The sequence below is a fragment of the Blastococcus saxobsidens genome (genome assembly GCF_002938435.1).
Classification (GTDB): domain Bacteria; phylum Actinomycetota; class Actinomycetes; order Mycobacteriales; family Geodermatophilaceae; genus Blastococcus; species Blastococcus saxobsidens.
On record NZ_POQT01000014.1, the window covers coordinates 1 to 12,319 of the forward strand.

Here is a 12,319-nt window from a genome sequence, read left to right on the forward strand (position 1 = left end):
CTGCGCACGGTGCTGAGCCAGGTGGCCGGGTCCGCTGACGCGGTGGCGGCCAGCAGCGAGGAGCTGTCGGCGTCCTCGGCGCAGATCTCGGCGGGTGCCGAGGAGACCTCGGCGCAGTCCGGTGTCGTCTCCGGGGCGGCCGAGGAGGTCAGCCGCAGCGTGCAGACGGTGGCCGCGGGTGCTGAGGAGATGGGTGCCTCGATCCGGGAGATCGCCACGAACGCCGCGGAGGCCTCCGAGGTCGCTGCCCGCGCGGTGACCGCCGCGGAGACCACGACCGCCACCGTCGCCAAGCTGGGCGAGTCCTCCGCCGAGATCGGCAACGTCGTCAAGGTGATCACCAGCATCGCCGAGCAGACCAACCTGCTGGCGTTGAACGCCACCATCGAGGCCGCCCGGGCCGGGGAGGCGGGCAAGGGCTTCGCCGTCGTGGCCAACGAGGTCAAGGAGCTGGCGCAGGAGACGGCGAAGGCGACCGAGGACATCGCCCGCCGGGTGCTGGCCATCCAGGGCGACACCACCGCCGCCGTGACCGCCATCGGTGAGATCAGCTCGATCGTCGCCCAGATCTCCGACCGGCAGACCACCATCGCCTCCGCGGTGGAGGAGCAGACCGCCACCACCAACGAGATGTCGCGTTCGGTGCAGGAGGCGGCCAGCGGCACGACCCAGATCGCGGAGAACATCTCGGGGGTCTCCACCGCCGCGGACTCCACCACCCAGGCGCTGACCCAGACCCGCACCGCCGTCGACGAGCTGTCGCGGATGGCCGCGGACCTGCGTACCACGGTGGGGCGCTTCACCTACTGATCCGGTGCACCGGGCCGTGGGCCCACCTGCGGAGGCGTGGGAATCGAGCGATCGGTTCTCACGCCTCCGTCGCATTCCGGCTGCACGGCACCGCTCGACGGCACCCATTTCCAGACGCCTTGTCGACACGGGAAATGCGGTCGCCGACCATTCTTCCGCGGCGCACGCGACACGTGCACATTTCTGTCTTCTCAGGTCCGGAGTTCTCCTATGGTCCTTCCATCGCGCCGCACGTGCGTGATGAAGATCAGGACGACGAGCGCCATCGTGGACGCGCGATCCCGATCGACTCGTACCGATCCTTCGCCCTGGAGAACCACGATGACCGTTCCTGCACGCACCACCCGCTCCGGCCGGGGAGGCTGGTTCGCCGACCGCCCCGTCGCCGTCAAGATCGCCGCCGCTCTGGCGGTGCTCGCCATCGTCGCGTTCGGTGTGACCGCGCTGGCCATCCAGCGGATCGGCACCCTGGCCGACGCCGGCGACACCCTCTACGAGGACTCGATCGTCCCCCTCGAGCGGCTGGGCGAGGCCCAGCGCACGTTCCAGGGCATCCGCGCCCGCAACAACGTGTACGGCCTGTCCGACGCGGCTATCCAGCAGAGCCTGCAGGCCGACCTGGCGTCCCGTACGCAGCAGTTCGCCGACGAGATGCAGGTCTACGTGGACACGCTGGGCAACCCGGCCGACTTCGCCCCGGTCCAGGAGGCGGCCGACGCCTACTTCGCCGTCGTGGAGGGGCAGCTGTACCCGGTCGCCGCCACCGGCGACCGCGCTGCGGCCCAGGAGGTGGTCAGCGGCCCGCTCGCCGACACCGGCCGCGCTCTCTCCGACGCCTTCGGCGCCGAGCAGGCCCGCCAGGGTGTGGACGCCAAGGCCGACGCCGCCGCCGGGCAGGAACTCGCCTCCACGGCCCGCGTCACGCTGTGGACCGCCCTCGCCATCGGCATCGGCGCCGCGGCCCTCGTGGGCGTCCTCGTCGTCCGGCAGATCGTCGCCACCGTGCGCTCGGTGCAGAAGTCGGTCGACGCCCTCGCTGCCGGTGACCTGACCGTCACCCCGGACGTGCGCTCCGGTGACGAGCTGGGCCGCATGGCCGCCTCGCTGGGTGCCGCGCAGGAGAACCTGCGCACGGTGCTGAGCCAGGTGGCCGGGTCCGCTGACGCGGTGGCGGCCAGCAGCGAGGAGCTGTCGGCGTCCTCGGCGCAGATCTCGGCGGGTGCCGAGGAGACCTCGGCGCAGTCCGGTGTCGTCTCCGGGGCGGCCGAGGAGGTCAGCCGCAGCGTGCAGACGGTGGCCGCGGGTGCTGAGGAGATGGGTGCCTCGATCCGGGAGATCGCCACGAACGCCGCGGAGGCCTCCGAGGTCGCTGCCCGCGCGGTGACCGCCGCGGAGACCACGACCGCCACCGTCGCCAAGCTGGGCGAGTCCTCCGCCGAGATCGGCAACGTCGTCAAGGTGATCACCAGCATCGCCGAGCAGACCAACCTGCTGGCGTTGAACGCCACCATCGAGGCCGCCCGGGCCGGGGAGGCGGGCAAGGGCTTCGCCGTCGTGGCCAACGAGGTCAAGGAGCTGGCGCAGGAGACGGCGAAGGCGACCGAGGACATCGCCCGCCGGGTGCTGGCCATCCAGGGCGACACCACCGCCGCCGTGACCGCCATCGGTGAGATCAGCTCGATCGTCGCCCAGATCTCCGACCGGCAGACCACCATCGCCTCCGCGGTGGAGGAGCAGACCGCCACCACCAACGAGATGTCGCGTTCGGTGCAGGAGGCGGCCAGCGGCACGACCCAGATCGCGGAGAACATCTCCGGGGTCTCCACCGCCGCGGACTCCACCACCCAGGCGCTGACCCAGACCCGCACCGCCGTCGACGAGCTGTCCCGCATGGCCGCCGACCTGCGCACCACCGTCGGGAGGTTCACCTACTGACCCTCTGACGACCTTCCCCCGGCACGGGCCGGGTGGTGACCCCTTCCCCGGTCGCCACCCGGCCCGTGTCCGTTTCCGGACACGAGTCGGCGGTGCCGCATGTCGACTCGGGTAATGCGGTCACCGGCCTTTCTCCTCTCGTCCGGGGACACGCGCAGAAATCCGGCCGGGGCGTTCCAGGGAGACCTATTTTCACACCAGTCACTTCTTGCACACCGGATCGGTTCATCGAGGACGACGCACCATTCCCGCCCGGTCGACGATCCCGTCGCCCGCACTCCTGGAGCCATTCGCGATGACCGTTGCCCGTCCCGATCGCACGCCCTCCGCGGGCCGCACCGGGATCCCGCTGTTCCGCCGGCTCGGCGACGCCCGGGTGGCGGCCGACCTCCGTACGACCGTCGGCCGCTTCACCTACTGACCGGTCGTCCTCCTCCCCCGGCATGGTCGGTCGTGGGCCACGGACTGCCGATAACACCGCTGACGGCGCCGGCCGCGGGGTTCACCTTGACTCCGCGCCCGGCCCGCCGATGACCCAACGGGGCCGCCTGTGCCCCGACGCAACCAGAGAGAAGGCAACAGTGGACGGTCTGGACGACATCGTCGAGGAGTTCCTCGTCGAGAGCCACGAGAACCTCGACCAGCTCGACACCGACCTGGTGGCGCTGGAGCAGGAGCCCAACTCCCGTGAGCGTCTGTCCAGCATCTTCCGCACGATCCACACCATCAAGGGCACCAGCGGCTTCCTGGCCTTCAACCGGCTGGAGGAGGTCACGCACGTCGGCGAGAACATGCTCAGCCGGCTGCGCGACGGCGAGCTGGACCTGACGCCGCACCGCACCAGCGTGCTGCTGCAGATGGTGGACACTGTGCGTTCGCTGCTGACCTCGATCGAGGCCACCGGTGGCGAGGGCAGCGTGGACGTCTCCGCCGTCGTCGCCGGGATCAGCGCCGCGATGGAGAACGGCGACGGACCGGCCGCTGACGCGCCGGCCGCCGCCCCGGCGCCGGTCGCGGCCAAGGCCCCCGCCGCGGCCAAGGCCCCCGCCAAGGCCCCCGCCGCGGCCAAGGCCCCCGCCAAGGCCCCCGCCAAGGCCGCGGCGAAGAAGGCCCCCGCCAGGAAGAGCCCCGCCACGGCCGCCGCTCCCGCGAAGCGGGCGCCGCGCGCCAAGGCGGTCCCGAAGCCCGCTCCCGTCGCCCCGGAGCCGGTCGAGGAACTGCACGACGACCTGCCCGTCGAGCCGGTTCTCCCGGCCGCCGTCGCCGAGGAGCACCCGGTGTCCGAGCCCGCCGTCGACCACCCCGAAGGGGAGGCCGCCGCCCCCGACGCCGCCGGTGGGCAGACCCGCCGCGCCGTCGCAGACAGCACGATCCGCGTGGACGTGGACCTGCTCGACGAGCTCATGCTGCTCGTCGGCGAGCTGGTCCTCACCCGCAACCAGATCGTGCAGAACGTCGCCCGGCAGACCGACACCGACCTCATCCGGGCCTCGCAGCGGCTGAACCTCATCGCCAGCGAGCTGCAGGAGGGCGTCATGAAGACGCGCATGCAGCCGATCGACCACATCTGGTCGAAGCTGCCGCGCGTCGTCCGCGACCTCGGTCTGCAGCTGAAGAAGTCCATCCGCCTGGACATGGAGGGCCGGGAGACCGAGCTCGACAAGACCCTGCTCGAGGCGGTCAAGGACCCGCTGACCCACCTGGTCCGCAACTCCGTCGACCACGGCATCGAGGCCCCGGAGGACCGGAAGAAGGCCGGCAAGCCGACCGAGGGCGTCCTGACGCTGCGCGCCCGGCACGAGAGCGGTCAGGTCGTGGTCGAGGTCGCCGACGACGGCGCGGGCATCGACCCGGTCAAGCTCGGTGCCAAGGCCGTGCAGCGCGGGCTGCTCGCCCAGGACGCGCTGGCCCGGATGAGCCCGGCCGACATCCTGCAGCTGATCTTCCTGCCCGGCTTCTCCACCGCCGCCGCGGTCACCAACGTCTCCGGCCGCGGTGTCGGCATGGACGTCGTGAAGACCAACATCGAGGCCATCGGCGGCACGATCGAGGTCGAGTCCGAGGCCGGCCGCGGCACCGTCTGCCGGCTGCGGATCCCGCTGACCCTGGCGATCGTCCCGGCCCTGACCGTCGAGTGCGCCACCGACCGCTACGCCATCCCGCAGATCAGCCTCCAGGAGCTCGTCTCGCTGGACGCGGAGAAGGCCGCCAACGCCGTCGAGGAGGTCGGCGGTGCGCAGGTGTACCGCCTGCGCGGCGAGCTGCTCCCGCTGGTCCGGCTGACCGACGTCCTGGGCCTGACCTCCGAGCGGCACGACGGCCACGTCGTCATCGCCGTGCTGCGCTCCGAGGGCCGGCGCTTCGGGCTCGTGGTCGACCGGGTGATCAACACCGAGGAGATCGTCGTCAAGGCGGTCGGCGGCCAGCTCAAGGCCATCGGCCTCTACTCCGGCGCCACGGTGCTCGGTGACGGGACCGTCGCGCTCATCCTGGACGTCCAGGCCCTCGCCCGGCGCGCGCTGCGCACCGAGACCACCGAGCGCCAGGAGTCCCGCGCCTCGGTGGCCGCGGCGGCGGCCGCCGAGACCGACCGCCAGCGCATGCTGCTGGCCTCCATCGGCGGCGGCCGGCGCGTCGCCATCCCGCTGGACACCGTCACCCGCCTCGAGCAGGTGCGCACCGACGCGGTGGAGAAGGTCGGCAACCGCGAGGTCGTGCAGTACCGGGGCGCGATCCTGCCGATGGTGCGCCTGGACCGGCACCTCGGCGCCTACGGCGAGACCGACCGCGAGGTCCTCGAGGTCATCGTCTACGCCGACCACGGCCGCAGCGTGGCCATCGTCGTGGAGGAGATCCTCGACATCGTCGACGGCGAGGCAGCGATCCGCAGCGACATCGACGACATGGGCCTGCTCGGCTCCGCCGTCCTGGGCGACAAGGTGACCGAGCTGCTCGACGTCCGCGCCGCGATCCTGGCGGCCGACCCGCAGTTCTACTCGGCCCACCCCGCCACCCTGGCCCCCGCGGCCTTCTCCCCCTCGGCGCCGTCCGGCGTCTCCGACTCCCTGCTGGAGGTCTGACGTGACCGCACCGACCCTCTCGAGCAGCGCGCCCGCCACCAGCGGGCAGCTGGCCACCTTCTGGCTGGACGGTGACCTCTACGGCATCGAGGTCGAGCACGTGCAGGAGGTGCTGCGCAGCCAGCAGCTCACCCGCGTGCCACTGGCCCCGACCGCCGTCGCCGGGCTGATCAACCTCCGTGGCCAGGTGGTGACCGCCATCGAGCTGCGCGAGCGCCTCGGCCGCCCGCCGCGCCCGGAGGGCACGGACCCGGTCGTCATCGTGGTCCGGCTGCACGGCGAGGCCGTCAGCATGCTGGTGGACTCCATCGCCGACGTCGTCGACGTGGACGCCGGGGACTTCGAGGCGCCGCCGGACACGCTGGAGGGCCAGGCCCGCGACCTCATCCGCGGCGCCTACAAGCTCCACGGGCAGCTGCTCCTGGCGCTGGACGTCCAGAAGGCCGTCAACAGCGCCTAGTTGATCACTTTCCGTGATCGCCCGATAACACAGCTCACCCGGACACGCGGCCGTCGCTCCCTCGCTCTCCTGCGAAGGGGTGACGGTCGCGTGGCTTTTCGGGGGCCGGGGCACCAGCATGGGACTTTCGACCGGTCCCGAGACGCTGGAGGCGCCGCCATGCCCTACTCGCTGGTGAGTGCCGCCACGCTCGGCTTCGACCTGGTCCGCCTGCCTGCCGGACGCGCGGTGGCGGAGGTCCTCCTGACCGGCCTGGGCGCCGACGAGGCCGGCTTCGCCCGGCTGGCGGCCGTCCATCCCGGTCGTGGGCTGGACCGCGAGCAGCGCGGTGTGCGGGTGGTGCGCTCCCGCCGGGCCCGGGAGATGGCAGCCGGGGTGCCGCACATGCGCTCGGCGGCCGAGGCCGGCCGAGGGGCGGGTGACCGCACCGCGCTGCTGGTCGCCCAGCTGGAGCAGGGCACCATCGGTGACGCGCCCACGCTGGAGCGGCTGCTGCGCGAGGACGTGCTGGGGCACGAGCACGCGCTGCGCGCTGTCGTCGACGTCGACGCCTGGGACGAGGCCACCGAGGTGCTCGCCGATGCCGCCGTCGGCTTCTGGGCCGCCGGGGTGCTGCCCCCGCTGGTCCGCCGCGACCTGACCGCCGCCTTCGACCGCGCCCAGGACGCCGGCTCGCTGGCCACGCCCGAGGGCTGGGGCCTGGGCCCGGCGGCCGGCGAGCTGGCTGCCTTCCTCGACGCCGTCCGCGACCTCGACGACGCCGGCCGGACCCGCTGGCGGCTCGCGGTCGACGAGGGCCGCGCCGCCCACCGGCCGTGGGCCACCGCCATGCACGAGGCCTCGTGGGGAGCGCACGTCTCGGGCCGCACGCGCGCCCTGGCGGCCGCGCAGCTGCTGGCCGTCCAGGCCTTCCTCGACGGCGGGTTCGACCTGCGCGACGGTGCCGCCGGTGTCTGGAACGCCGTGGCCGGGTGCGTGCAGGGCATCGTCCTGGCCGACCTGCTCGGCGAGGAGTCCGCGGTGGTGCTGCGCGCCCCGCGCGACCGGGTCGTCGGCCTCTCCTGATCATCGCCGGAGTTCCCCGCCGGAACTGACCACCGGCGGTCGCCGGGTATTGCCGGGGACATGTGTCGATTCCCGGCGCGACGGTGATCTCGTCGCCATTCGTCGACGCCAATTGTCGGCGAAAAGATCGCGTCAGACCTTCTGCGTGTCGGCTGAATTCACAGCGATCGGCGCCGAGAATCTTCCCGACAGCGCCAGTCCGCCTCGAACCCGTGCCACCGCAGCCAGGGGGCCGAGGCGTGCCGCGAACGCCCGGACCACGTCGTCCCCCACCTCCTCCGCCCGGTGAACCCGGGCGCCGGTGGCGTGCCCGACGCGTCCGGGGGCCGCGCTGCGCCGTGGCGTCGTCCGTCCTCGTCCCGCCCTCGGTGGGGAAGGAGTGGCGTCGCGGGCCGTCGCAGGGCTCAAGCCGGGCGCGGACATGCCGATACAGATATCGCCCCCGCACATCGACGGGGGCGGGCCCAGGAGGACGTGTGAATCCGATCAAGGTGATGGTGGTCGACGACTCGGTCGTCGTCCGCAAGATCGTCACCGACGTGCTCTCCGAGGACCCGGGGATCGAGGTCGTGGGCACCGCCGTCAACGGCAAGGTCGCCCTGGGCAAGGTCGAGCTGCTCAAGCCCGATCTGATCACCATGGACATCGAGATGCCGGAGATGAACGGCATCGAGGCGGTCCGCGCGATCCGCGCCACGCGCAACCGCGTGCCGATCATCATGTTCAGCACCCTCACCGAGCGCGGCGCCACCGCGACCCTGGACGCGCTGTCCGGCGGCGCCAACGACTACGTCACCAAGCCGGCCAACGTCGGCAGCGTCGCGCAGTCGATGGAGAGCGTCCGCGAGCAGCTGATCCCCAAGATCAAGGCGCTCACGGGCCGGCCGGTGACCCCGCCCCGCTCGGCGTTCGCGCCCCCTCCCCCGCCGCCGCGGGCCGCCGCACCGCGCACCGGCCCGCACAAGGTGCCCGCCGTCCTGGTCATCGGCTCCTCCACCGGCGGCCCCGAGGCGCTGGCCCGGGTCCTCCCGGCGTTGCCGGCGAACCTGCCCGTCCCGGTCCTGCTGGCCCAGCACATGCCGCCGGTCTTCACCCGCCAGTTCGCCCAGCGGCTGGACCGCCTGTGCCCGCTCCGGGTGGTGGAGGCCGTCGACGGCACCCCGCTGGTGCCCGGCACCGTGCACCTGGCGCCCGGTGACCACCACCTCGTCGTGCGGGCCAACGGCCGGTCGTCCTTCGCCACGTCCCTGAACCAGAACCCGCCGGAGAACTTCTGCCGGCCCGCTGTCGACCCGCTGTTCCGCTCCGCGGTGGCCGCCTTCGACGGCGCCGTCCTCGGGGTCGTCCTGACCGGCATGGGCGCCGACGGCCGCAACGGCTGCGGCGAGATCCGCAACGCCGGCGGCACGGTGGTCGTGCAGGACCAGGCCACCTCGGTCGTGTGGGGCATGCCGGGCGCCGTCGCCCAGGCCGGCTACGCCGACGAGGTCCTGCCGCTGGACCGGATCGCCGAGGCGATCCACCGGCACCTCGCCGGCACCGCGACCGTCAATTCCGCAACAACCATGGCCGTGGGAGGTCGTCGATGAGCCTGACCGCGACCAGTTTCGACTGGGTCCGTGAACTCGTCCGCAAGGAGAGCGCCATCGTTCTCCAGCCGGGCAAGGAGTACCTCGTGGAGGCCCGCCTCCTGCCGATCGCCCGGCAGATGGGACTGGCCGACGTCGGCAAGCTGGTGGAGACCGTGCGCGTGCGCCCGGACGCCGACAGCATGCGGCGGATCGTCGAGGCGCTGACCACGAACGAGACCTCCTGGTTCCGCGACGGTGACCCGTTCACCGCGCTGACCTCGACGGTGCTGCCGTCCCTGCTGACCTCGCGCGGCGCCAACGAGCGCCTGCAGATCTGGTCGGCCGCCTGCTCGAGCGGGCAGGAGCCGTACACGATCGCGATGCTGCTGGACGACGCCCTGCCCAACGCCGCCTCGCGGGTCTCCATCACCGCGACGGACCTGTCCCGGGAGATGGTGCAGCGCACCCGGGCCGGGAAGTTCAGCCAGCTGGAGGTCAACCGGGGACTGCCCGCGCCGATGCTCGTCCGCCACTTCCAGCGGACCGGCAACGAGTGGGAGGTCTCCAGCAACCTCCGGCGCATGGTGAACGCCAGCGAGTGCAACCTGGCCGCACCACTCCCCCGGATGGGCCCGTTCGACGTTGTCTACCTGCGCAACGTGCTCATCTACTTCGACCTGCCCACCAAGCAGTCGATCCTCCGCCGTGTGCGGGACCTCATGCGGCCCGACGGGTGGCTGTTCCTCGGTGCTGCCGAGACCACCCTCGGTGTCGACGACTCCTGGGAGCGGGTCGTCATCGGCCGCAGCTCCGCCTACCGCCCTGTGAAGGGGGCCTGACATGCGTGCCTTGGTGATCGACGACTCCCGTGCGATGCGCCGGATCGTCACCAGCATCCTCACCGGTCTCGGCTACGAGGTCCGCGACGCCGGCCACGGCCGCGAGGGGCTCGACGTCCTCGACGAGGGCTGGCGGCCCGACCTGGTCTGCGTCGACTGGAACATGCCGGTGATGGACGGTCTGCAGTTCGTGTCCGCCGTCCGGTCCAACCCGAAGTGGCGCTCGGTGACGATCATGATGGTCACCTCGGAGAGCGAGCACACCCAGATCGTGCGTGCGCTGGCCGCCGGCGCGCACGAGTACGTGATCAAGCCGTTCACCGCCGATGCCATCCGCGACAAGCTCGCGCTGCTCGGCCTGCTCCCGCAGGAGGTCGCCCTGTGACAAGCACCGACACCGGCCAGCGCCGTCGCAGCAGCGACGCGCGCCCGGTCATCCCGGACCTGATCGACGAGGCCACGATCCTGTCGATCGTCGAGGAGGCGTGGGTCGCCCTCGTGGGGGAGGACGAGGTCCTCGTCCCCCTCGCCGGCGACCTCCCGGTGGACATCCTGTCCAGCTGGGTCGACGTCGTCGGCCCCTGGACCGGCAGCGTGGTCCTCACCACCGGCCGCGACACCGCCGAGGAGCTCTCCCGCGCCCTGCTGGGCGAGGCCGCTCCCGAGGTGCTCGAGCACGAGGACGTCGAGGACGCCTTCGGCGAGATCGCCAACGTGGTCGGCGGCAACGTCAAGGCCGCCCTCCCCGGTCCGTCCGGCCTGAGCCTCCCGCAGGTCGGGAACGCCCCGGTCGTCCGCAACCCCGCCGACGTGTGCCGCGTCGACGTGGTGTGGCGCGGCGAGCCGGTCTCCATCTCCGTGCAGGGCGCGCTCCCGCCGCTGCCGGTTTCCTCCCCCACCCACTAGTCCCACTGCGCGAGAACGAGGTGCCACTGTGAAGATCCTGATCGCCGACGACAGCCGCGTGATGCGGCAGATCGTCATCCGGACCCTGCGCCAGGCGGGGTACGACGACCACGACATCGTCGAGGCCGAGGACGGCGCCGACGCGCTGGCCAAGGTGGGCTCGGAGAACCCCGACCTGGTCCTGTCGGACTGGAACATGCCCAACATGACCGGCATCGAGTGCCTCCAGGCGCTGCGCGCGTCCGGCTCGGCCGTGCCGTTCGGCTTCGTCACCTCCGAGGGCTCGCCGGAGATGCGGGAGAAGGCCGCCAACGCCGGCGCCATGTTCCTCATCGCCAAGCCGTTCAACGAGGACACCTTCAAGGAGCACCTGGACGGGGTGATCGCGTGACCGCCCCCGCGGGCGTGCAGCTGCCCGCCGCCAAGGACGTCCGCGACATGCTGACCGGTCTGGTCGGCAAGCCGGTCACCGTCTCCCCGGGCGCTCCGGTGACCCCGACGCCGGACCGCCCGGTGTCCGTCGCCGTCTACGTCGACCCGTACATGAACGTCAACGCGCTGTGCCTCATGGACCTGGGCGCGGCCGCCTACACCGGTTCCGCCCTGGCCCTGCTGCCCCCCGGTGGGGCCCAGGACGCGGTCGAGGAGGACGGCGAGCTGTCCGGCATGCAGGTCGAGGCGCTGCACGAGGTGGTGAACGTGCTCTCCGCGCTGTTCAACACCCCGGGCGCCCCGCACTCCAAGCTGCACAAGCTGTACGCCCCGGGCGAGGAGCTGCCGGGGGACCTGGAGGGCATGCTGGCCGCCTTCAACCGGGTCGACCTCGACATCGAGGTGCCCACCTACGGCAAGGGCTCGCTCTCCTTCGTGATCCCGTGACGAGATGACACCGTCGTCCTCCGGACGACACCGCGACCAGGTGCCGTCCCCTGCGGCGACGAGCCGCTGATCTACGCCTGCGCGGGACCCTCCGGGCCCCACTCGGCGTAGGCGCTCCGCGCGTTCCCCGCGACCCCCGTTGCTCCGTGCAGCGGGGGTCGCGGGCGTTTCGCTCTCAGGCGATCGCTGGTTCCCGGTCGTCGACCTCGGTCGGGAGGCAGGCCCAGACGTGCTTGCGGTCCTCGTCCACGTACCAGCCGTGCGCGACCGACAGCCGGGCCACCAGCTGCAGACCCATGCCGCCATGGGCGGGATCCCGGTCGCAGGTCGGCGCGGGCATCGAGTGCGGCGCCCGGTCGCTCACGTCCAGCAGCCACCCGCCGCTGCCGGCCACCACGGTCGCGACGACCGGCCGCGCGCCGTGCCGGAGGGCGTTGGACGCCAGCTCGTCGAAGGCGAGGATCAGCTGCTCGCTGGAGGGGTCGTCGCCCCCGGGAGGACGACCCACGCCGCAGAGCCGGGCGCGCAGCCCCGCCCGTGCGGCGGAGAGCTCGGAGAGGCGGGCGAGGCGCCAGCGCCACACCTCGCCGCGGCCGTCGGGCAGCGGGCGCACAGGCCACACGAGTCGCACCATGCCTCCCCCTCGGCTCGGGTCTCGACGGGAAGGGTGGTGCCCCGGATGACGCCGCGCCAACCGCCGGTCGCGGGTATCTCCGGATCGACTGTGCGCAGGGTCACCCCGATCGGGGGAGGGTGACCTCCGGGCGGCCGCAT

General features: G+C 72.4%; 13 protein-coding genes. 12 read left to right on the forward strand and 1 reads right to left on the reverse strand.

The features are described 5' to 3' along the window. From C5507_RS10370 to C5507_RS10420, 12 genes are all read left to right on the forward strand, one after another. On the forward strand, positions 1-810 hold an 810-nt coding region (locus tag C5507_RS10370; RefSeq protein WP_249027821.1), incomplete at its 5' end, for a methyl-accepting chemotaxis protein. A 321-nt stretch (positions 811-1,131) separates the two neighbouring features. After that, positions 1,132-2,745: a methyl-accepting chemotaxis protein gene (locus C5507_RS10375; RefSeq protein WP_104528453.1), complete on the forward strand. Its 1,614-nt coding sequence runs from the start codon at positions 1,132-1,134 to the stop codon at positions 2,743-2,745. Positions 2,746-3,040: 295 nt separating this feature from the next. After that, positions 3,041-3,166: a hypothetical protein gene (locus C5507_RS23310; protein WP_278044328.1), complete on the forward strand. Its 126-nt coding sequence runs from the start codon at positions 3,041-3,043 to the stop codon at positions 3,164-3,166. 160 nt (positions 3,167-3,326) lie between these two features. Then, positions 3,327-5,825 (forward strand): chemotaxis protein CheW, encoded by a 2,499-nt coding sequence (locus C5507_RS10380; RefSeq protein WP_104528454.1) that lies wholly within the window; start codon positions 3,327-3,329, stop codon positions 5,823-5,825. A gap of 1 nt (position 5,826) precedes the next feature. After that, complete coding sequence (locus tag C5507_RS10385) at positions 5,827-6,285, forward strand: chemotaxis protein CheW (protein ID WP_104528455.1); 459 nt, start codon at positions 5,827-5,829, stop codon at positions 6,283-6,285. Positions 6,286-6,444: 159 nt separating this feature from the next. Further along, entirely contained in the window at positions 6,445-7,350 is a 906-nt protein-coding gene (locus C5507_RS10390) for a hypothetical protein (RefSeq protein WP_104528456.1), read from the forward strand. Positions 7,351-7,826: 476 nt separating this feature from the next. After that, the gene (locus C5507_RS10395) at positions 7,827-8,939 is read left to right on the forward strand and encodes a protein-glutamate methylesterase/protein-glutamine glutaminase (RefSeq protein WP_104528457.1); all 1,113 of its coding nucleotides are present in this window, start codon (positions 7,827-7,829) and stop codon (positions 8,937-8,939) included. After that, positions 8,936-9,760, forward strand: a complete 825-nt coding sequence (locus C5507_RS10400) for a CheR family methyltransferase (protein WP_104528458.1) — start codon at positions 8,936-8,938, stop codon at positions 9,758-9,760. The genes C5507_RS10395 and C5507_RS10400 overlap by 4 nt, the downstream gene beginning before the upstream one ends. A 1-nt stretch (position 9,761) precedes the next feature. Further along, positions 9,762-10,145: a response regulator gene (locus C5507_RS10405; RefSeq protein WP_104528459.1), complete on the forward strand. Its 384-nt coding sequence runs from the start codon at positions 9,762-9,764 to the stop codon at positions 10,143-10,145. After that, positions 10,142-10,666, forward strand: coding sequence for a chemotaxis protein CheX (locus tag C5507_RS10410; protein WP_104528460.1), 525 nt, complete (start codon positions 10,142-10,144; stop codon positions 10,664-10,666). The genes C5507_RS10405 and C5507_RS10410 overlap by 4 nt, the downstream gene beginning before the upstream one ends. 28 nt (positions 10,667-10,694) lie before the next feature. After that, positions 10,695-11,057 (forward strand): response regulator, encoded by a 363-nt coding sequence (locus tag C5507_RS10415; RefSeq protein WP_104528461.1) that lies wholly within the window; start codon positions 10,695-10,697, stop codon positions 11,055-11,057. Then, a complete protein-coding gene (locus tag C5507_RS10420) occupies positions 11,054-11,545 on the forward strand; it encodes a hypothetical protein (RefSeq protein WP_104528462.1) in 492 nt (163 codons plus the stop codon). Before C5507_RS10415 ends, C5507_RS10420 begins: the two co-directional genes overlap by 4 nt. A 175-nt stretch (positions 11,546-11,720) precedes the next feature. Here the strand turns inward: C5507_RS10420 and C5507_RS10425 are convergent, their stop codons facing one another. After that, positions 11,721-12,179 carry an ATP-binding protein gene (locus C5507_RS10425; RefSeq protein ID WP_104528463.1) on the reverse strand — a complete coding sequence of 153 codons (459 nt, stop codon included), beginning with the start codon at positions 12,177-12,179 and terminating at the stop codon, positions 11,721-11,723. Between the last annotated feature and the right edge of the window lie 140 nt (positions 12,180-12,319).